This window comes from Delftia sp. Cs1-4 (genome assembly GCF_000214395.1).
Taxonomy (GTDB): domain Bacteria; phylum Pseudomonadota; class Gammaproteobacteria; order Burkholderiales; family Burkholderiaceae_C; genus Comamonas; species Comamonas acidovorans.
Genome location: NC_015563.1, coordinates 1,522,757 through 1,543,095, shown reverse-complemented (window position 1 = coordinate 1,543,095; position 20,339 = coordinate 1,522,757). Strand labels below are relative to the sequence as shown.

At 64.3% G+C, this 20,339-nt stretch carries 23 protein-coding genes; 2 read left to right on the top strand and 21 right to left on the bottom strand.

Features of this window, described 5'->3' with window-relative positions; genetic code table 11:
• Positions 1 to 64: 64 nt before the first annotated feature.
• The 21 genes from nagZ to DELCS14_RS06730 form a co-directional block, all read right to left on the bottom strand.
• Positions 65 to 1,156: a beta-N-acetylhexosaminidase gene (nagZ, locus tag DELCS14_RS06825; RefSeq protein ID WP_013801001.1), complete on the bottom strand. Its 1,092-nt coding sequence runs from the start codon at positions 1,154 to 1,156 to the stop codon at positions 65 to 67.
• A gap of 59 nt (positions 1,157 to 1,215) precedes the next feature.
• Positions 1,216 to 1,611 (bottom strand): holo-ACP synthase, encoded by a 396-nt coding sequence (gene acpS / locus DELCS14_RS06820; protein WP_013801000.1) that lies wholly within the window; start codon positions 1,609 to 1,611, stop codon positions 1,216 to 1,218.
• Between the two features lie 20 nt (positions 1,612 to 1,631).
• Entirely contained in the window at positions 1,632 to 2,405 is a 774-nt protein-coding gene (locus DELCS14_RS06815; RefSeq protein ID WP_013800999.1) for a pyridoxine 5'-phosphate synthase, read from the bottom strand.
• A complete protein-coding gene (recO, locus tag DELCS14_RS06810; RefSeq protein WP_012207058.1) occupies positions 2,402 to 3,172 on the bottom strand; it encodes a DNA repair protein RecO in 771 nt (256 codons plus the stop codon). Before recO ends, DELCS14_RS06815 begins: the two co-directional genes overlap by 4 nt.
• A 27-nt stretch (positions 3,173 to 3,199) precedes the next feature.
• Positions 3,200 to 4,234 (bottom strand): GTPase Era, encoded by a 1,035-nt coding sequence (gene era / locus DELCS14_RS06805; RefSeq protein WP_012207059.1) that lies wholly within the window; start codon positions 4,232 to 4,234, stop codon positions 3,200 to 3,202.
• Positions 4,231 to 4,914, bottom strand: coding sequence for a ribonuclease III (gene rnc, locus DELCS14_RS06800; RefSeq protein ID WP_012207060.1), 684 nt, complete (start codon positions 4,912 to 4,914; stop codon positions 4,231 to 4,233). Before rnc ends, era begins: the two co-directional genes overlap by 4 nt.
• Positions 4,915 to 5,277, bottom strand: a complete 363-nt coding sequence (locus DELCS14_RS06795; protein WP_012207061.1) for a DUF4845 domain-containing protein — start codon at positions 5,275 to 5,277, stop codon at positions 4,915 to 4,917.
• An 80-nt stretch (positions 5,278 to 5,357) separates the two neighbouring features.
• A complete protein-coding gene (gene lepB / locus DELCS14_RS06790; RefSeq protein ID WP_012207062.1) occupies positions 5,358 to 6,335 on the bottom strand; it encodes a signal peptidase I in 978 nt (325 codons plus the stop codon).
• Positions 6,335 to 8,143, bottom strand: coding sequence for a translation elongation factor 4 (gene lepA, locus DELCS14_RS06785; protein WP_012207063.1), 1,809 nt, complete (start codon positions 8,141 to 8,143; stop codon positions 6,335 to 6,337). Before lepA ends, lepB begins: the two co-directional genes overlap by 1 nt.
• Positions 8,144 to 8,571: 428 nt before the next feature.
• Positions 8,572 to 10,044 carry a DegQ family serine endoprotease gene (locus tag DELCS14_RS06780; RefSeq protein ID WP_013800998.1) on the bottom strand — a complete coding sequence of 491 codons (1,473 nt, stop codon included), beginning with the start codon at positions 10,042 to 10,044 and terminating at the stop codon, positions 8,572 to 8,574.
• A 304-nt stretch (positions 10,045 to 10,348) separates the two neighbouring features.
• The gene (locus DELCS14_RS06775) at positions 10,349 to 11,065 is read right to left on the bottom strand and encodes a sigma-E factor negative regulatory protein (protein ID WP_013800997.1); all 717 of its coding nucleotides are present in this window, start codon (positions 11,063 to 11,065) and stop codon (positions 10,349 to 10,351) included.
• 75 nt (positions 11,066 to 11,140) lie between these two features.
• On the bottom strand, positions 11,141 to 11,770 hold the full coding sequence (rpoE, locus tag DELCS14_RS06770; RefSeq protein ID WP_043783676.1) for an RNA polymerase sigma factor RpoE: 630 nt from the start codon (positions 11,768 to 11,770) through the stop codon (positions 11,141 to 11,143).
• A 38-nt stretch (positions 11,771 to 11,808) separates the two neighbouring features.
• On the bottom strand, positions 11,809 to 12,330 hold the full coding sequence (locus DELCS14_RS30390) for a hypothetical protein (RefSeq protein ID WP_013800995.1): 522 nt from the start codon (positions 12,328 to 12,330) through the stop codon (positions 11,809 to 11,811).
• A gap of 85 nt (positions 12,331 to 12,415) precedes the next feature.
• Positions 12,416 to 13,660, bottom strand: coding sequence for a beta-ketoacyl-ACP synthase II (gene fabF / locus DELCS14_RS06765; RefSeq protein WP_013800994.1), 1,245 nt, complete (start codon positions 13,658 to 13,660; stop codon positions 12,416 to 12,418).
• A 39-nt stretch (positions 13,661 to 13,699) separates the two neighbouring features.
• On the bottom strand, positions 13,700 to 13,939 hold the full coding sequence (gene acpP / locus DELCS14_RS06760) for an acyl carrier protein (protein WP_003058049.1): 240 nt from the start codon (positions 13,937 to 13,939) through the stop codon (positions 13,700 to 13,702).
• A gap of 149 nt (positions 13,940 to 14,088) precedes the next feature.
• Positions 14,089 to 14,835 carry a 3-oxoacyl-ACP reductase FabG gene (gene fabG, locus DELCS14_RS06755; protein ID WP_013800993.1) on the bottom strand — a complete coding sequence of 249 codons (747 nt, stop codon included), beginning with the start codon at positions 14,833 to 14,835 and terminating at the stop codon, positions 14,089 to 14,091.
• Complete coding sequence (fabD, locus tag DELCS14_RS06750) at positions 14,832 to 15,776, bottom strand: ACP S-malonyltransferase (RefSeq protein ID WP_043796600.1); 945 nt, start codon at positions 15,774 to 15,776, stop codon at positions 14,832 to 14,834. The genes fabG and fabD overlap by 4 nt, the downstream gene beginning before the upstream one ends.
• A gap of 56 nt (positions 15,777 to 15,832) precedes the next feature.
• A complete protein-coding gene (locus DELCS14_RS06745) occupies positions 15,833 to 16,810 on the bottom strand; it encodes a beta-ketoacyl-ACP synthase III (RefSeq protein ID WP_013800991.1) in 978 nt (325 codons plus the stop codon).
• 5 nt (positions 16,811 to 16,815) lie between these two features.
• Positions 16,816 to 17,856 (bottom strand): phosphate acyltransferase PlsX, encoded by a 1,041-nt coding sequence (gene plsX, locus DELCS14_RS06740; protein WP_013800990.1) that lies wholly within the window; start codon positions 17,854 to 17,856, stop codon positions 16,816 to 16,818.
• Between the two features lie 113 nt (positions 17,857 to 17,969).
• On the bottom strand, positions 17,970 to 18,152 hold the full coding sequence (gene rpmF / locus DELCS14_RS06735; RefSeq protein ID WP_012207072.1) for a 50S ribosomal protein L32: 183 nt from the start codon (positions 18,150 to 18,152) through the stop codon (positions 17,970 to 17,972).
• A gap of 137 nt (positions 18,153 to 18,289) precedes the next feature.
• Positions 18,290 to 18,847 carry a YceD family protein gene (locus tag DELCS14_RS06730; protein ID WP_013800989.1) on the bottom strand — a complete coding sequence of 186 codons (558 nt, stop codon included), beginning with the start codon at positions 18,845 to 18,847 and terminating at the stop codon, positions 18,290 to 18,292.
• A 25-nt stretch (positions 18,848 to 18,872) separates the two neighbouring features.
• On the opposite strand from DELCS14_RS06730, the gene DELCS14_RS06725 reads away from it, so the two are divergent.
• Together DELCS14_RS06725 and DELCS14_RS06720 are read left to right on the top strand one after the other, a co-directional pair.
• Positions 18,873 to 19,493, top strand: a complete 621-nt coding sequence (locus DELCS14_RS06725) for a Maf family nucleotide pyrophosphatase (RefSeq protein ID WP_013800988.1) — start codon at positions 18,873 to 18,875, stop codon at positions 19,491 to 19,493.
• Positions 19,490 to 20,281: an SAM-dependent methyltransferase gene (locus DELCS14_RS06720; protein ID WP_013800987.1), complete on the top strand. Its 792-nt coding sequence runs from the start codon at positions 19,490 to 19,492 to the stop codon at positions 20,279 to 20,281. The genes DELCS14_RS06725 and DELCS14_RS06720 overlap by 4 nt, the downstream gene beginning before the upstream one ends.
• The last annotated feature ends 58 nt before the right edge of the window (positions 20,282 to 20,339 follow it).

Genomic DNA, 20,339 nt, shown 5'->3' with positions numbered 1-20,339 from the left:
GCGCATGCCTTTGCAAAGCCCGCCTTGGCCCTCGGAGCGGCCAGCGGCGGCATTCTTCAATCCATCAAGGCAGCAGGTCCAGCGCCTGCAGATAGGCAGGCTGGCGCATGAGGTCGTCCCAGGGCTGGGGCACGGTCTCCGGCAGCAGGGCCACGCGGCGCGATTCGCTGTCGGCATCGGGCTGCCAGCGGCCGCTGCGCTGCGCGACCTCCATGCCGGCCAGCAGCTCGTCCACATGCTCGCCCAGGCCCAGGCTCTGGTTGCACAGCAGCACCATGTCGCAGCCCGCCTCCAGCGCGGCCAGCGCCGCGTCGGTGTAGCCGATGAGCTGGCCGTCGATGCGGCGCGCGCCCTCCATGCTCAGGTCGTCGCTGAAGATGGCGCCGTCGTAGCGCAGGCGGCTGCGCAGGATGTCCTTGAGCCACTTGGCGGAAAAACCGGCCGGGCGCTTGTCCACCTTGGGGTAGATCACATGGGCCGGCATCACGGCCGTGAGCACGCTGGACAGCCAGGGATAGGGCGCGGCGTCCTCGCCCAGGATGGCGGTGAGGCTGCGGCCATCGACCGGAATGTCCACATGCGAATCGGCCTTGACGAAGCCGTGGCCGGGAAAGTGCTTGCCGCAGTTGCCCATGCCTGCCTGCAGCAGGCCGTGCATGAGGCTGCGGGCCAGCGCAGCCACCACGCGCGGGTCGCGGTGGAAGCTGCGGTCGCCGATGACGCTGCTGGCACCGTAGTCAAGGTCCAGCACCGGGGTGAAGCTGAAATCCACGCCGCAGGCACGCAGCTCGGTGCCCAGCACGTAGCCGGCCGCCGTGGCGGCATTCATGGCGGCCAGGGCGCCGCTGCCTTCACGGTGCTTGCTGCCCTTGCCGTCGTCCATCCACATCTGGCCGAAGGCGCGCATGGGCGGCAGGTGCGTGAAGCCGTCAGCGCGAAAACGCTGCACGCGCCCGCCCTCATGGTCCACGCAGATCAGCAAATCGGGCTTGACCGCCTTGATATCGGCGCACAGCTGCACCAGCTGGTCGCGGCTTTCCCAGTTGCGGGCAAAGAGGATGATGCCGCCGACCAGCGGATGCGCCAGGCGCTGGCGATCCACATCGGTGAGTGCCTTGCCGGCGATGTCGATGATGAGGGGTGCGTGCTCGGTCATGCCGGGAGTTCCTATGAATCCTGTGGAGTCAAAAAAGCCAGCGTCACGCTGGCCGGGTATCAGGCGCGGCGCTCGACCACGCAGAAGCTGGCCGCATAGTCGCTCTCGTCGGTCACGGACAGGTGCACCTGCAGGTTGCGCGCCTCGAACCATTCCTTGAGCGCGCCGTGCAGCACGATGGCAGGCTGGCCACTGGGCAGCTTGACGACCTCGCAGCTGCGCCAGGTCATGGGCATGACCATGCCCATGCCTATGGCCTTGGAAAAGGCCTCCTTGGCGGAAAAGCGCGTGGCCACGAAGCGGATGCCGCGCTCAGGCCAGCGCGCGCGGCGGGCACGCCAGGTGGCCAGCTCGCCCTCGGCCAGCACCTTCTCGGCGAAACGGTCGCCATGGCGCTCCAGGCTGGCGCGGATGCGGCGCACGTCGCAGATGTCGGTACCGATGCCGTAGATCATGGATTCGCTCCGCGAAAGCTTCAGGCGCGCGCCGCCATGCCCTGGTCTATGCACTGCTGGTAGGCGCGCACGGTTTCGGCGTAGCCCAGCTCCAGCGCGTCGGCGATCAGCGCATGGCCGATGGAGACTTCGAGCAGGCCCGGCACGCGCGCCACGAAGGCGGCCAGGTTGTCACGGCTGAGGTCGTGGCCGGCATTGATGCCCAGCTCGGCATCCAAAGCCGCCTGGGCCGCCGCCGCATAGGCCTGCAGTTGCGCTTCCTGGTCTGCCGTGCCCCAGGCAGCTGCGTAGGGTTCGGTATACAGCTCGACCCGGTCGGCACCCACGGCGCGCGCAGCGGCCATCTGGGCGGGCACGGGGTCCATGAACAGGCTGACGCGCACGCCCAACTGGCGGCATTCGGCAATCAGCGGCTTCAGGCGCTCGGCGTCCTGCGGGAAGTTCCAGCCATGGTCGCTGGTGAACTGGTCCTCGCTGTCGGGCACGAAGGTGGCCTGGTGCGGGCGCGTGTCGCGGATGAAGTCCATGAGGTTCTGCGTCGGGTTGCCCTCGATGTTGAACTCCGCCTGCGGCCACTGTGTCATCAGCGCCTGCAGTTCATAGACATCCTCGCTGCGGATATGGCGCTGGTCGGGACGCGGATGGATGGTGATGCCCTGGGCACCGGCCTCCAGGCAGATGCGCGCGGCGCGCGTCACGCTGGGAATGCCCAGGTGGCGCGTGTTGCGCAGCAGCGCAACCTTGTTGACATTGACCGACAGCGCCGTGCGCTGCAAAGCGTGGGAAAGATTCATAGCGATTGCAGATCCATCATCAGCTGGCGGGTGCGCAGCATGGGACTGCCGCAATGGTATTGCAGCAGGGCCCTCAGTTGGGGCTTGAGGGCCAGCGCCTGTTCGGGTTGGGCCACCACATGCAGCGTGGCATTGAAGGCCTGCCGGGCCTGCAGCGCGCTTTCAATGGCCTGCCATTGCGCAGCGCCCAGCACGGCGCGCTCGCCCTGCAGCGCCGGGCGCAGGCCGCCTTCGGCCACCAGCGCATAGCGGCGGCCTTCGGCCAGCGGCGCCAGCGTGGCGCTTTCCTCGTTCAAGGCGGGCAGATGGCCCAGTTCGCGCAGCAGCAGCAGCTCGAAGGTGCGCAGCACGGGCTCGATGGCATCGCCATGCTGGCCCGCCAGCACGCGCACCACGCCGGCATAGATGTCGAACAGCGCCGCATAGGGATCGTCGCGCGCCAGCAGGCGCATCAGCAGCTCGTTGAGGTACAGGCCCGACATCAGGGCGTCGCCCTGGGGCATGACATGCCCGCCCACCCACTCGGCACCCTTGAGGGTGTGGATCTCGGCATTGCCCTCACCGCCCAGGCTGTAGCTTAGGCTCAGCGGCTGCAGCGGCAGCAGCACGGGGCGAAAGTTCGAGGTCGGGCGCTTGACGCCCTTGGCCGCCAGCGCCACGCGGCCCCGGTGCCGCGTGAAGACCTCGAGGATCAGGCTGGACTCGCTCCAGTCATAGCTGTGCAGTACATAGGCCGGCTCATCCGAGACACGCTTGGCGCTAGCCATGGACAGAGGGCCTTGCGGGGAGGTTTCTCACTCGTAGCCGAAGGAGCGCACGCGGGCCTCGTCGTCGGCCCAGCCCGAGCGCACCTTGACCCAGACTTCGAGGAAGACCTTGGCATCCATGAGCTTTTCCAGCTCCTGGCGGGCCTCGGTGCTGATGCGCTTGAGGCGCTCGCCCTTCTCTCCGATGATCATGGCCTTGTGTCCGTCGCGCTCGACCACGATGGTGGCCGCCACGCGGATGAAGCGCTTGTGCTGCTTGCTGGCCTCTTCCTCGAACTTGTCGATGACCACCGTGGAGGTGTAGGGCAGCTCGTCGCCCGTGAAGCGGAACAGCTTCTCGCGCACGGTTTCCGAGGCGAGGAACTTCTCGCTGCGGTCGGTCAGCTCGTCGGGCGCATACATCCAGTCCTGCTCGGGCAGGTACTTCTCGCAGATGCCGAACAGGCGCTCGATGTCGCCCTTGCTCTTGGCCGACATGGGCACGAACTCGGCAAACGGATGGCGTTCCTGCATGCTCTTGAGCCAGGGGGCGATCTCGGCACGGCGGCCCACGGTATCGAGCTTGTTGGCGATCAACAGCGTGGGAATGCCGGGCTTGAACAGCGACAGCACCTTGGCATCGGCCAGCGTGAACTGGCCGGCTTCCACGACGAACAGGATCAGGTCCACGTCGCCGATGGCGCCCATCACGGTCTTGTTGAGCGACTTGTTCAGCGCCGTGCTGTGCTTGGTCTGGAAGCCCGGTGTATCGACGAAGATGAACTGCGTCGCGGCGCGCGAGCGAATGCCCGTGATGCGGTGGCGCGTGGTCTGCGCCTTGCGCGAGGTGATGCTGATCTTCTGGCCCACCAGCGCATTCATCAGCGTGGACTTGCCCACATTGGGCTTGCCGACGATGGCGATCAGGCCGCAGCGCTGCGGGCCTGTCGGCACCTCGGGCGCCTGGGCTTCATCAGGGGCGGATGCCGTGCGTGCTGCACCGGCGCCGGGCTTGGCCGCAGCCAGCAGGGCATCGAGTTCGGCGGCGGTCTGTGCCGGCGCCGGAGGTTTGTCTTGGTTCATGCGTGTCTTGCTTTCAATAGTTCCAGCATGGCTGTGGCAGCCGTCTGCTCTGCGGCTCTGCGCGAGGCACCCGTTCCCCGGGCCTGCAATTGCAGCTCGGCAATCGCGCAGGCCACTTCAAAGGTCTGGCGGTGGGCGGCTCCCGTGGTGGCGACCACCTCGTACTGCGGCAGCTTCATGCGCCGTCCCTGCAGCCATTCCTGCAGGGCCGTCTTCGCATCCTTTTCGGCTGCGCGCATGTGGGGATTGATGTCCACGCCCTCGAAAAGATGGTGTACCACCTTCTCGCCCGCCGCGTAGCCGGCATCCAGATAGACCGCGCCGATCAGGGCCTCGACCGCATCGGCCAGGATAGAGGGGCGTTGCTTGCCGCCCGACTTGGATTCACCCTCGCCCAGGCGCAGCAGATCAGGCAACTGCAGCCTCAGCGCGATCTGGTGCAGCGTGCCTTCCTTGACCAGGTTGGCGCGCACGCGGGACAGATCGCCCTCGGGCATGGAACTGAGCCGCTGGTAGAGCAGGCTGGAAATGGCAAGGTTCAGCACCGAGTCACCGAGGAATTCCAGGCGCTCGTTGTTGTCTGCCGAGAAGCTGCGGTGCGTGACGGCACGCTGCAGCAATGCAGGCTCGGCAAATTGATGCTGCAGCCTCAGCTGCAGCGCATTCAGTAAGGGAGGCACCTATTGGGTCTGCTTCTTAAAACGGTAAGTCAGGTACGCGGGGCCCACGAGATGGATCTCGCGCGAATATTCGAACCCCACCACCACGCGGTCATTGATCTTGGTCACTTCGAGATCGCCACCCTTGACGGACGTGAAGTCATCGATGGCAGCGGAACGCTCGAAGCTGGCTTTCACCTCGGCCACGGAATTGCCCTCGCGGGCCGCCTTGTTGGCGGCCTTGACGATGGCCTGGTATTCCAGGAAGACAGGCACGGATTGTGCGCCCACGGCCACCACGCCCACGCCCAGGGCAATCACAAACACCAGTCCCAGAAAGGACAGGCCGCGCTGGCGCGAACGCCGGTTGTTCGATGTCAACATGCTTTTTCCTCCTCCGATGTGAATCCCTCGCGCATGCCCGGGCCACTGCGGTCCTCAGGCATGCATGTGATGTGATGTGATCAATGGAAGCTGCCGATGCGCTTGAAATCCCCGAAGTTCATCCAGACAAAGAAAGCCCGGCCCACGATGTTCTTGTCGGGCACAAAGCCCCAGTAGCGGGAATCCAGCGAGTTGTCGCGGTTGTCGCCCATCATGAAGTACTGGCCCTCCGGCACCTTGCAGGTGATGCCTTCGACGCTGTAGCGGCAGTTCTCGCGGAACTCGAAGCCGCTGGCGCCCTGGATGAAGGCGGGCACGTCCTGGTTCACGATCATGCGGTGCGGCTTGTCGCCCAGCGACTCCTCGTACTGCTTGAAGTAGCGCATTGCATCCTTGTCGAAGAAGTCGGGCAGTGCATTGACCGGGACTTCCTTGCCATTGATCGTCAGCCGCTTGTTCAGGTAGGCGATCTCGTCGCCCGGCAGGCCCACCACCCGCTTGATGTAGTCCAGGCTGGGCTGGGGCGGGTAGCGGAACACCACCACATCGCCACGCTGCAGCGGCGTTCCCTGCGTGATCTTGGTGTTGATCACCGGCAGGCGCACGCCATAGGTGAACTTGTTCACCAGGATCAGGTCGCCCACGAGCAGCGTGGGGATCATGGAGCCAGACGGGATCTTGAACGGCTCGAACAGGAACGAGCGCAGCACGAAGACGATCGCGATCACCGGGAACAGGCCTGCCGTCCAGTCCAGCCACCAGGGCTGCATGAGGATGCGGCCCTTGGCCTCTTCCGACACCTCGATGTCGGTCTTGGCGATGCCCATGCGGTCGAGTTCTGCGCGGCGTGCCACGGCAGCCTCCTCGATGGCCACGGCAGCGCGGCGGCGGCGCGGCAGAAAGTACAGCCGCTCGGCCACCCAGTACAGGCCCGTGACCACGGTGGCCAGGAACAGCAGCAGCGCGAAGTTGCCCTCGATGAAGCCTGTGTACCAGGCGCCGATATAGCCCACGAAGGCCGCGAGTACGACGGCCGTAATCCATTGCATGGCTTGCATCAATCCTCCACTTGCAGGATGGCCAGGAAGGCCTCCTGGGGCACTTCCACCGATCCGATCTGCTTCATGCGCTTCTTGCCGGCCTTTTGCTTTTCCAGCAGTTTGCGCTTGCGGGTGATGTCGCCGCCGTAGCACTTGGCCAGCACGTTCTTGCGCATGGCCTTGACGGTTTCCCGCGCAATGATGTTGGCGCCGATGGCGGCCTGGATGGCCACATCGAACATCTGGCGGCTGATGATCTCGCGCATCTTGGCCACCACGGCCCGGCCGCGGTACGTGGCCTGGGAGCGGTGCACGATGATGGACAGCGCATCGACCTTCTCGCCGTTGAGCAGGATGTCCACCTTCACCACGTCGGAGGCGCGGTACTCCTTGAACTCATAGTCCATGGAGGCGTAGCCGCGCGAGACCGACTTGAGCTTGTCGAAGAAGTCCAGCACGATCTCGCCCAGCGGCATCTCATAGGTGAGCATCACCTGGCGGCCGTGGTACTGCATGTTGATCTGCACGCCGCGCTTCTGGTTGGCCAGCGTCATCACCGGGCCAACATAGTCCTGGGGCATGTACAGGTGGACGGTGACGATGGGCTCGCGCACCTCCTCGATACGGCCGGCATCGGGCATCTTGGACGGGTTCTCGACCTGGATGACCTCGCCATCGCCCTTGACCACTTCGTAGACCACGCTGGGCGCGGTGGTGATCAGGTCCTGGTCGAATTCGCGCTCCAGGCGCTCCTGCACGATTTCCATGTGCAGCAGGCCCAGGAAGCCGCAGCGAAAGCCGAAGCCCAGCGCTTGCGAGACTTCAGGCTCGAACTGCAGGGACGAATCGTTGAGCTGCAGCTTCTCCAGTGCATCGCGCAGCTGGTCGTACTCGCTGGCTTCGGTGGGGTACAGACCCGCGAACACCTGGGGCTTGATTTCCTTGAAGCCGGGCAGGGCCTCGGTGGCAGGACCCAGATTGTTGGGAAGCTTCTTTTCCAGCGTGATGGTGTCGCCCACCTTGGCTGCCTTGAGCTCCTTGATGCCGGCAATGATGTAGCCCACCTCGCCGGCGCGCAGCACGTCGCGCGGCACGTCGGCCGGGGTGAACACGCCCAGGTTGTTGGCTTCATAGGCAGCGCCCGAGGCCATCATCTTGAAGCGCTCGCCACGCTTGAGTTCACCATCGACCACGCGCACCAGCATAACGACGCCGACATAGGTGTCGAACCAGCTGTCGATGATCATGGCGCGCAGTTGGCCATTGGGATCGCCCTTTGGCGGCGGCACCTTGGCGACCACCGCCTCCAGGATCTCCTCGATGCCCATGCCGGTCTTGGCCGAGCAGGGAATGGCGTCGCTGGCATCGATGCCGATGACATCCTCGATCTCGGCCCTGGCATTTTCGGGATCAGCCTGGGGCAGATCCATCTTGTTGAGAACCGCCGTCACTTCCACGCCAAGTTCCAGCGCGGTGTAGCAGTTGGCCACGGTCTGCGCCTCGACGCCCTGCGAGGCGTCCACCACCAGCAGCGCTCCCTCGCAGGCTGACAGCGAACGCGAGACTTCATACGAGAAGTCCACGTGGCCGGGCGTGTCGATGAGGTTGAGGTTGTAGACCTGGCCATCCTTGGCCTTGTACTGCAGGGCTGCGGTCTGCGCCTTGATGGTGATGCCGCGCTCTTTCTCGATATCCATCGAGTCCAGCACCTGGGCTTCCATGTCACGGTCAGCCAAGCCTCCGCAACGCTGGATGAGGCGGTCAGCCAGCGTCGACTTGCCATGGTCGATGTGCGCAATGATGGAAAAATTTCTGATGTGGTTCATCAACGGGAAGGACTGCTAGTGAAAGTGGAAAACGACAGGGCCGGCGCGCAAGAAAAAAGGGCGCGTCCATGAACGACGCGCCCCGAACCAACAATCTCTGGCAACTGCGATAGTTGGGACTTTATTGTAGGCAAAACGGGCTGAAAACCAAGCCCTGACAAGGCCTGCAAAGGTCCGGGCTTGATCTGTCACAATTATTTATCAACAGTTTATCAACAGAACCGCCGAGCCATTTCTCGCCCGTCGATCACCGGATAGTGCGGTGCTTTTGCACCGCAACAATCCCCTTTGAAAACAGGTTTCTGACGCCTTGAGCCGTCACGCTTTGGTGGGGCATTTTACCCAATGCCCCAAGGGGCATGGGCGGCTCCGGGTCAGGATTCCGAGGGTATTCCCCAGGATCCGGAAAACCGCCCTCCCCTGCGGCCTCAGCGCGTCGGACGGATCAGCACGTACTGTGCCCATTCCCCACGGCGCACCAGCAGGTTCACCGGCTTGCTCTTGTCCACCTTGGCCAGCGTGGCCTCGAAGCTCTTGAGCCCCGTGATCTCGACATTGGCCAGTTGCAGGATCACGTCGCCTTCGCGCAGGCCCGCACGTGCCGCAGCCTCGACGGCCGCCGTCACGCGCACGCCGCCCTTGATGCCCAGCTCCTTCTTCTGGGCATCCGTGAGCTCGGCCAGCGTCAGGCCCAGCGGCTGGGAAACCAGGGTGCTGCCCTTGCCGGTGGCCTTGGCCTGCGGAGCCGCGCCGTCGGGCTCGACCTCGGCGATCACCATGGCCAGATCCTTGGCTGCGCCGCGACGGAACACGGTGATGGTGCTGCGTGTGCCAGGCTTGGTATTGCCCACCAGGCGCGGCAGGTCGGCCACCTTGTCGATGGCCTTGCCGTCGAACTTGATGATCACGTCACCGGCCTCGACGCCCGCCTTGGCAGCAGGCGAATCCGGCTCGACGGCCGACACCAGTGCGCCCTGCGCCTTGCCCAGGCCAATGGATTCGGCAATGTCCTTGGTGACCGGACCGATCTGCACGCCAATGCGGCCCCGCGTGACCTTTCCGGTGGCGCGCAGCTGGTCGCTGACACGCACGGCCTCATCGATCGGAATCGCGAAGCTGATACCCATGAAGCCGCCGGAGCGCGAATAGATCTGGCTGTTGATGCCCACGACCTCACCGCGCATGTTCAGCAACGGGCCGCCCGAGTTGCCGGGGTTGATGGCCACATCGGTCTGGATGAACGGCAGATAGTCGCCCGTATCGCGCTGCTTGGCACTGACGATGCCCGCCGTGACGGAGTTGTCGAGGCCGAAGGGCGAGCCGATGGCCATCACCCACTCGCCGACCTTGAGGCGGTTCACATCGCCGATCTTCACGGCCGGCAGCCCTGTGGCGTCGATCTTGACCACGGCCACGTCGGTGCGCTTGTCGCTGCCCACGATCTTGGCCTTGAACTCACGCTTGTCGGTCAGCGTGACGATGACTTCGTCAGCGCCTTCGACCACGTGGGCATTGGTCATCACAAAGCCATCGGCCGTCAGGATGAAGCCGGAACCCACGCCGCGCGGCTGCTCCTCGTCAGGCTGCGAACGCGGCTGTGGGCGCTGGCGCGGCACATTGGGCACGGGCAGGCCAAAGCGGCGGAAGAATTCGAGCATGTCCTCGTCCATGCCAAGCGCCTCGGCGGAGTTGGCGGACACCTTCTCCAGCGTGCGGATGTTGACCACGGAAGGGCCGACCTGCTCGACCAGATCGGTGAAGTCCGGCAGCCCCCGCACCACGGCGCCACTTTGCGCATGGGCGGCACTCACCGGCACCAGCATTCCTGCGCTGCCTGCAGCCAGCGCCAGAACGCCGGCCAGTGTGCAGGACTGCAGCGTCTTCCATCGAACAGTGGTCATGGTCATCCTTTCCATCTCAATCATTACGTTGCCCCGACGCCATCGCGCCCAGGCGGTTTGTTCGGACACATGGCAGCCGACTTGCTTTCGGACGAACGTCACATTCTGGCGTAGTCCTGGCGAGCATCGGCCAGACGATGGCTCAGAAGCCTGAAAGACGCGGTTAGTTCCCGAATCGGCAGCATGCATGGGGCACGAGCCGCCGTACATGGAGCACAAATGACTGCACCCGCGTCCATTTCAATGCCGAAAGGCTGGACGCGGGTGCAAAAGAAGGCAGGAGAGCAATGCTCTCCTGTGAGATTCAGCGCTGGTTGGCGCGCGGTGCCGAGGCGAAGTTGGCGTTGCGCAAGAAGCTGGCAGGCATCTGCAACGTGGCCGGGCCACTGTATTGCGGATGGGAGGCCAGCAGCGCATCCAGGCGCGGATCACGCAGCATCACGCTCTGCCCGTAGGGTCCGGCCACCGCCACGACCGATGAAGACTGGGCCGTATCGCCAAGCGGGAAATCCTGGGCATTGCCAGCCACCGCAACCGGCGCCGACGGAGCGCCCGTCTCAAGAGCCGCCAGGGCCCGGCCCGGCGCCGCGCCGGGACCGGCAGGCGCGCCCAGCATCACGCTCCAGCCAATGGCAGCCACGGCCGCCACGGAGGCAAAGCCCGCCGCCATCTTCCAGCGGAATACCGAGGCATTGGCCGCATCGCGCAGCGGCGCTCCATTGATCACAGCCCGGTCCTGCGCCGGATGCGCAATTTGCGCCAGCTCTTCAGTGGCCACGGAAACCAGCGGACGGCGAGGCTCGTTGGCCAGTTGGGCGCGGATTCCGGAGAGCACATCGTGCCGGCTGTGATGCGCCAATTCCGGGGAACGCAGCACATCGCCCACGAGGTGGTACATGCGCCACTCCTGCTGGCCTGCATCGCTTTCCGCATAGGCCAGCACGGCCTGCAACTCTGCGGCAGAGAGTTCACCATCAGCCAATGCCGACAACTGTTCGCGCTTCGTCAGATCGTCATTCATGATCAATCACCTGCTTGTCTGCTTTGAGACCCTGTACCCAAAAAATGCGCCACCGGCGGCCACAACCCATCACGCCTACCAACGCTTGCCCGACTGGCGCTCCAGCAAAGGCTTGACCCTGGCTGAAATCGCTTCCCGTGCGCGAAAAATCCGTGAGCGCACGGTGCCGATGGGGCAACCCATGGCGTTCGAGATTTCCTCGTAGCTCAGGCCTTCGATTTCCCGCAACGTGACAGCCTGTCGGAGATCCTCGGGCAAAGCCTCCATGGCGGCGTTGACTGCCTGGGCAATTTCCTGGGCTGCCAGGATCGTTTCGGGCGTTTCTTCGGTGGTTAGTTCCTGGCTGACCCGGGAAGTTTCATCATCGTCATCCCCGTTGTGTAACGCGCTTTCGGTGATCAGCGGCGAGCGCTTCATGTCCAGCAGCGCCTTCTTGGCAGTATTCACGGCAATGCGGTACAGCCAGGTATAGAACTGGGCATCACCCCTAAACTGGTGCAGGGCACGATAGGCGCGGATGAAGGTTTCCTGCGCAATGTCCGGCACCAGGTCCACGTCGCGCACCATGCGGCCGATGAGGCGCTCGATGCGGCGCTGGTACTTGATGACCAGTAGCTCGAAGGCCCGCATGTCTCCTGCGTTGGTGCGCTCGACCAGAGCCAGGTCGCTATCGGCAGAAGAAGGCGGGAATTCGGGAGGCGTCATGAAATCGGTGAAGACGGGCCGCGGCGGCCCTGGCGCAGTCATTGCGCCCGTTCTGTAGGTCTGGCCGGGGAATATACAGCACGCCGCAAATCACCCCAGGTTTCCGGACTCTGCCTGCACAACAGGAGCAGCCAGCGGGAGCTGCGCCAACGCAAGGGCCCCGCCGGCACCATGGAACTCAGGGAACGGACCTGCACCCACAACCACGATCCACCATCGGCTCGCACCTGCAGCAGCACCGGCTGCGCAGCCTGGCCTGGGTCCGACTCGCCGATCGACCACTGCACGCCATCCCAGGCGATGAAACCTTTACCCAGGCTGTGCCATCCATGCCACATGCCTGCAGCAGCAACCAGGCAAACCGCAAAGGCCACGGCTGCAGGCCACCACCCAGCCTGGAGATTCAAGGCCCATGCCAGCAAAAGCATGGCGGCCAGCAGCCAAAGCGCACAAAGGCATGCTGCCACGGTGCGCGAGGGCTTCAGCGGATGGCGAACTGCGGGCAGCGCATGGCGAGACGGCATGCCTGCAGTGTCGCAAAACCGCAGCATGAACGGCATTTACCCTGCTTTCACCTGGCACATGCGCGAAATAAAAAAGCCCGCTCCCTTGCGGGGCGGGCTTTTCATGTGCGTTGCGCAGGCCTCAGATCCGCTTAAACACCAGCGTTCCGTTGGTGCCTCCGAAGCCGAAGTTGTTCTTCACCGCCACCTCGATCGTCGCGTCCCGCGCCGTATTGGCGCAGTAGTCGAGATCGCACTCCGGGTCCTGGTTGTCCAGGTTGATGGTCGGAGGAATCTTTTGCTCGTGCAGTGCCAGCACGGTGAAGACGCTCTCGATGCCACCAGCACCGCCCAGCAGGTGACCTGTCATGGACTTGGTCGAACTGACAACGATTTTCTTGGCGTGATCGCCCAGAGCCGCCTTGATGGCGTTGGTCTCGTTGAGGTCGCCCAGCGGCGTGGAAGTGCCGTGCGCGTTCAGATAGTCGATCTGGTCGGCATTGATGCCGGCATTTCGCAAAGCTGCCAGCATGGCGCGGCGCGGGCCGTCCATGTTGGGTGCCGTCATGTGGCCGGCGTCGGCACTCATGCCGTAGCCACACAGTTCGGCGTAGATCTTGGCACCGCGGGCCTTGGCATGCTCGTACTCTTCCAGCACCAGCACACCCGCGCCTTCGCCCAGCACGAAGCCGTCGCGGTCCTTGTCCCAGGGGCGCGAAGCGGCCTTGGGATCATCATTGCGCGTGGACAGGGCGCGCATGGCGGCAAAGCCGCCGACGCCCAGGGGGGAGACCGTGGCTTCCGTGCCACCAGCCACCACCACATCGGCATCGCCGTATTCGATCATGCGTCCCGCCTCGCCTATGCAGTGCAGCCCGGTCGTGCAGGCAGTCACCACGGCAAGATTCGGCCCCTTGAAGCCGAAGCGCATGGACACATGGCCAGCCACCATGTTGATGATGGAGGCAGGCACGAAGAACGGCGTGATGCGGCGCGGTCCGCGCGCAGCCAGTTCCGCGTGGGTGTTCTCGATCAGCGGCAAGCCGCCGATGCCCGAACCGATCACACAGCCGATGCGCGTGGCCAGATCATCCGACAAGGCCTCGCCCGTGGGCAGACCTGAGTCCTGCACGGCTTGCGCCGCAGCAGCGATGCCGTAATGGATGAAGGTGTCCATGGAGCGCGCATCCTTGGCGCTCATGTACGACTCCACATCGAATCCCTTGACCTCACCCGCAATCTTGCAGGCAAAGTTCGAGGCATCGAACTTGGTGATGAGGTCAATGCCGGACTGGCCGGCCAAAAGATTGGCCCAGGCGTCGCCCACCGTGTTACCCACGGGGGAGATGCAACCCAGGCCGGTCACGACAACGCGACGACGGCTCATGCGTAAAACCTTCTGCTGATCGCTCGGGTCAGGGCCCTATCAGGCCTTCTGGTGGGTGTTGGCGTAGTCGATGGCGTTTTGCACCGTCGTGATCTTTTCCGCGTCTTCGTCGGGGATCTCGATGCCGAATTCATCTTCCAGGGCCATCACCAGCTCCACCGTGTCCAGGGAGTCAGCACCCAGATCAGCCACGAAGGCCTTTTCGTTGGTGACTTGAGACTCTTCAACGCCGAGTTGTTCGGCAATGATTTTTTTGACACGTGCTTCGATATCGCTCATGGTTTCCCTCTGGGGGTTGTGAATGAACCCGCGATTCTAGCTGCTTCGGGCCTCAGGCCCTCTTCAGCCGGCCGTCGCGAGGAAACGGCCTCTTCTGTTGCAAGCAACGCCGGCTTCTGGCAGGGGTCTGCCCGAAGCCGCCGCAGCACTTACATGTACATGCCGCCGTTGACGTGCAATTCCTGGCCGGTGACGTATCCCGCACCCGCAGATGCGAGGTAGGCCACGGCATGGGCGATGTCGCTGGGTTGACCCAGATCGCCCATGGCGATCTGCGATTTGAGGGCGTTCTTCTGCTCTTCGGGCAGCTCCGCCGTCATGTCGGTGGCAATGAAGCCAGGCGCCACGCAGTTGACCGTGATGCCGCGGCTGCCCAGTTCACGGGCCAGCGCACGCGTCATGCCGGCAACGCCGGCCTTGGCGGCTGCATAGTTGGCCTGACCGGGGTTGCCGGAGGCGCCAACGACGCTGGTGATGTTGATGATGCGGCCAAAACGCTGCTTCATCATGGGCCGAATGGCCGTACGGCTGACTCGGAAAACCGCCTTGAGATTGGTGTCGATCACCGCATCCCAGTCGTCGTCCTTCATGCGCATGGCCAGGGTGTCGCGTGTGATACCGGCGTTGTTGACCAGCACATGCAGGCCGCCGTCATTCTTGACGATGCTGTCGATCAAGGCATCGACGGCCGCCCCATCCGTGACATTGAGGTTCACGCCGCGGCAGCCCTCATGGGCCGACAGAGCCTGGCCGATCTTTTCCGCGCCACCGTCGGTGGTGGCCGTGCCGATCACGCGGTAGCCGCGCGCTGCCAGCTCCTGGGCAATGGCAGCACCAATGCCACGCGAGGCACCCGTCACCAGGGCAACCTGGGGCTTGTTCTGGTTGTCAGTCATGCGAGGGATTCTTTCACGTCGGCCAGCGTGGCCGGATCATAGAGGGCAGCGGCCGTCAGGTCCGCGTCAATCCGCTTGGTCAGGCCCATGAGCACCTTGCCGGGACCGCACTCGACGAGATGCACGATGCCGCGCGCCTTCATGGCCTGAACGCATTCAACCCAGCGCACCGGGCCAAAGGCCTGGCGATACAGCGCATCGCGGATGGCGTCGGCGTCTTGCTCGACCGCCACGTCGATGTTGTTGAGCACGGGAATCTGCGGCGCAGCCAGCGCCGTGGCAGCCAGCGCCGCCTTGAGCTTTTCGGCCGCAGGCTTCATCAGGCTGGAATGGAACGGCGCCGACACGGGCAACGGCAGGGCACGCTTGGCGCCTGCGGCCTTGAGGGCTTCGCAGGCCTTTTCGACAGCAGCCTTGCTGCCGGCGATCACGGTCTGCGAAGGATCGTTGAAATTGACGGCTTCGACGACTTCAGCGCCACCCAGGGCAGCCGTGACCTCGGCGCAGCCTGCGCGCACCTTGTCGGCGTCCAGGCCCAGGATGGCCGCCATGGCGCCCGTGCCCACGGGCACGGCCTCCTGCATGGCTGCAGCACGCAGGCGCACCAGCGGGGCAGCCTGGGCCAGCGTCAGCACGCCCGAGGCGACCAGGGCGGAATACTCGCCCAGCGAATGGCCTGCCACGACATCGGGCAGCGCGCCGCCTTCGGCCTGCCACACGCGCCAGGCGGCCACACCGGCCACCAGCATCACGGGCTGGGTGTTGGTGGTGAGCGCCAGGGCTTCCTTCGGTCCTTGCTGGATCAGCTGGCCGATGTTTTCACCCAGCGCCTCGGACGCTTCGGCCAGCGTCTGCGCCACGACAGGATGGTCACCCCATCCGTCGAGCATGCCCACCGATTGCGAGCCCTGGCCGGGAAAGACGAATGCAAACTTCTTCATATTTTCAAAAATAAAAGCCGCGCCATGGGAGCCTGCCGACAGGCAGGCATCCCGCATCACATCTTGAGAAGCACCGCACCCCAGGTGAAGCCACCACCCACGCCTTCCAGCAGCACGGTCTGCCCAGGCTTGACCTGGCCATTGCGCACGCCGTGGTCCAGCGCCAGCGGGATCGAGGCGGCCGAGGTATTGCCATGCTGGTCCACGGTCACCACCACCTTGTCCATGGACAACTTGAGCTTGCGCGCCGTGCTTTGCATGATGCGGATGTTGGCCTGGTGAGGGATCAGCCAGTCGATATCGGCATCGGTGAGCCCGGCCTTGTCCAGCGTCGCGCGGGCGGCCTTTTCCAGCACGCCGACCGCCAGCTTGAACACGGCCTGTCCATCCATCTTCAGCAGCGGATCACCGAGCACCTGGCCGCCGGACACATTGCCCGGCACGCAGAGGATGCCGACATGCTTGCCATCGGCATGCAGGTCGGACGCCAGGATCCCAGGCTGTTCGGACGCCTCCAGCACCACCGCGCCGGCGCCGTCGCCGAACAGCACGCAGGTCGTGCGGTCGTTGAAATCAAGGATGCGGCTGAAGACTTCGGAACCCACCACCAGCGCGCGGCTTGCGGCGCCGGACTGGATCATGGCATCGGCCACCGTGAGAGCGTAGACAAAGCCGCTGCACACAGCCTGCACGTCAAAGGCCGCGCAGCCGTTGGCGCCAAGCTTGTTCTGCAGGATGCAGGCAGTGGACGGGAAGACCATGTCGGGCGTCGAGGTGGCGACGATGATCAGGTCGATGTCCTGTGGCTGGCAGCCAGCGGCCTCCAGCGCCTTCTTCGACGCCTCCAGGGCCAGATCGCTGCTGGCCACGTCGGGCGCGGCAAAGTGACGGGCATGGATGCCGGTGCGCTCGACGATCCACTCGTTCGAGGTCTCGATGCCACGCTGGGCCAGCTCGGCTGCCAGATCGTGATTGGTGAGTCGGCGGGGTGGCAGGTAGCTGCCCGTGCCGGTGATGCGTGCGTAGCGTCTCATCTGTATTAGGGCGCCGACGGTCCCGATTCCGACTGCGCAGCCAGCAAAAGAGGCAGGGCTGCGGAGATGCGGGTACGGACACGGTCGAGCAGGTTGTTGCGGGCCGCATCATACGCGCGGTTCAGCGCGTGCTCGAAAGCCAAGGCATCGGCTGACCCATGGCTTTTGAACACCAGCCCACGAAGGCCCAGCAGCGCCGCACCGTTGTGACGCCGATGGTCCACGCGATTCATCAGCGCAGTTAGCACCGGATAGGCAACGATTGCAGCCATTTTGGTGAAGATGTTGCGCTTGAACTCCTGCTTGAGGGCATTGGAGATCATGGACGCCACCCCCTCGGAAGACTTGAGGGCCACGTTGCCCACAAAGCCGTCGCAGACCACGACCTGGGTCGTGCCCTTGAAGATATCGTTGCCTTCGACGTTTCCGTAGAAGTTCAGGTGACCGGCCTTGCCGGCCGCGCGCAACAGTTCGCCCGCACGCTTAATGACTTCGCTGCCCTTGATCTGCTCTTCGCCGATATTGAGCAGGCCCACCGAAGGCGCCTCTTCGTTGTTCAGCGCAGATACCAGGGCCGAGCCCATGACGGCGAACTGCAGCAGATGCTCAGCCGAGCAATCCACGTTGGCACCCAGGTCCAGCACCGTGGTGGCACCACCCTTGGCATTGGGCAACTGGGGAGCGATGGCGGGGCGATCGATGCCATCCAGCGTCTTGAGCAGGTAGCGCGAGATGGCCATCAGCGCACCCGTATTCCCAGCCGACACGGCAGCAGCAGCCTGGCCATCCTTGACCTGCTGGATGGCGACGCGCATCGAGGAATCCTTCTTCCTGCGCAGCGCCACCTCGATCGGGTCATCCATGCCGACGACTTCCGAGGCCGGCACCACGCTGGCGCGCTCATGCGCAAAGCCAGCCAGCGCATCGGGCTGACCGACCAGCAGCAGCCGGGCGTCGGAATGGGAATCGAGGAACTGGCGGCACGCCGCGAGCGTGACGCGGGGGCCGTGATCACCCCCCATGCAGTCAACGGCCAAAGTGATCATGAGCGACTGGCAAGCCTGTTGCAAGGCCTGGAAAGATAGGAACGGCCATCAGAAAAAACAAAAGCCCGCGCTACGAAAACTGTAGCCGCGGGCTCTGCGGGAACGGTCGAAGGTCAGGCTTCGGACTTGTTCTTCAGCACTTGACGGCCGCGGTACACGCCGTTGGGGCTGATGTGGTGACGCAGGTGGGTTTCACCCGTGGTGGGTTCCACGGCGATGCCAGGCACATTCAGTGCATTGTGCGAACGGTGCATACCGCGCTTGGAGGGGGACTTCTTGTTCTGCTGAACAGCCATGATGGCTCCTGTGTATCTGAAAAGGGTTGGTAAAAAACGCGATCAGCCCATTAAAGACACGAGGGGGTTTCGCGCGAAGCCCTTGATTATAGCGCAATCGCTTTTCCCGGCCTCGACCTTTTTTCCGGGCTTCTCGATCAGTCTGCGGATTTGCCCACATCCAGGCCGCGAAGGACGGCGAACGGGTTGGGCTTGTCCTCGATGGCCTGCTCGAAGTCCGCGTCGCTGGACTGCAAGCTCACAGTCTCGGGGCAGACATCGTGACGCGGCACCACAGGCAGTTCCATGAGCAACTCGTCCTCTATGAGCTCGAGCAGATTGAACTCGCGGCTGAGCACCAGCAGGTCCTCATCGCTTTCATCGTCCTCGGACTCGGCTGTGGCTTCATCCGCAACAAAGCGAAAAGACCGATCAACCTGCAGGGTGATGGGCGCCAGGGCCAGGCAGCGCTGGCACACCATGGGCACGACGGCATCGGCCTGCAGATGCAGCCACACCTGACCGGGGCCGCCGGTCTGCTCGACCAGCTCGCCGTCCGCCTGCCAGTGCACCTGGCCGTGCGTGTCACCGACATCCGGCTGCGCATCCTGGGCCAGACGCGGGAAGACTGACAGTGTTGTCTGGTCCTGAAGATGGCCCTGCGATTGCGCGAAAGCGCGAACATCGAGGCGGGCCGCAGAAAATTCCTTGCTCATGCGGGCAGTGTAAGAGAATCCGGGCATGCAAGCTCCCCACCCCGCCTTAGCCCAGGCTCCCGGCCTGGCGCGTCCCCTGATCCTTGGCTCCACCTCACGCTACCGCCGCGAACTCCTGGAGCGGCTGCGGCTGCCATTCCAGACCGTCTCCCCGGAAGTCGATGAAACACCTCTGGCCGGAGAGACACCGCACGCCCTTTCCCTGCGCCTGGCCCTGGCCAAGGCCCAGGCCGTGGCTGCGCTGCACCCCCGCGCCGTTGTCATCGGCTCCGACCAGGTGCCCGAGCTCGATGGCCTGCCGCTGTCCAAGCCCGGCAACCATGAACGCGCCACCGAACAGTTGCGCCAGATGAGCGGGCGCCAGATGAACTTCCACACTGCCGTGAGCGTGGTCTGCCAGGAAACCGGCTTTTCCGAGACCGACGTGGTGACGGTTCAGGTGCGCTTTCGCGATCTCAACGATGCGGAAATCGAGCGCTACCTGCGCGCTGAGCAGCCTTATGACTGCGCAGGCAGCGCCAAGAGCGAGGGCCTGGGCATTGCCCTGCTCGACGCCATCGTCAGCGACGACCCCACGGCACTGATCGGCCTTCCGCTGATCCGCACATGCCAGTTGCTGCGCGCCGCAGGAGCCGTGCTGCCATGAGCGACGCCATCACCAAGCCCCTGACAGGAACGCTCTACCTGGTGCCCGCGCCGCTGGACTTCGGCTGCGATGAGCAAACGCCGCTGACGCAGGTCCTGCCCGATGGGACACTGCGCACCGCTGCACGGTTGACCCACTGGATTTGCGAAAACGCCAAGAGCACACGCGCCTATCTCAAGCGCATCGACGCGCTGCATGCACTGGCCCAGCCCTTGCAGACCCAGCAGATCACCGAGCTGCCGCGCGAGGCCCACAAGAAGGGGGACCATGGCGACAAGGGTGCCGCCGTCTTTGACGCCAAGCCACTGCTCGCCCCCTTGCTGGCCGGGCATGACATGGGACTGGTCAGCGAGGCCGGAATGCCCGCCGTGGCCGACCCCGGCAGCTCCATCGTGCGCGCCGCGCACGATTTGGGCATACGCGTCGTGCCGCTGATCGGACCCGTATCGCTGCTGCTGGCACTGGCCGCCAGCGGGCTCAACGGACAGAACTATGCCTTTGTGGGCTACCTGCCCCAGGATGCCGGCGGACGGGTGCAGCGCATCAAGGAGCTTGAAGCCCTGGCATTGCGCCAAGGCCAGACCCAGCAGTTCATCGAGACGCCCTACCGCAACGCCGCGCTTTGGCAAGCCCTGCTGCAGACGCTGCAACCCCATACCCGTTTGGCGTTGGCCTGCGGCCTGACACTGGAGAGCGCCCGCATCGAAAGCCGACTGGTGCGCGAATGGCGCCAGCACAAGGAAGCGCCGGACAACCGCACGCCGGTGGTGTTCTCCATCGGCCGCTGAAGCCGCCCACCAGCGAAAAAGCCCGCCTTCTTGTCGAAGGCGGGCTTTTTCGTCTTGG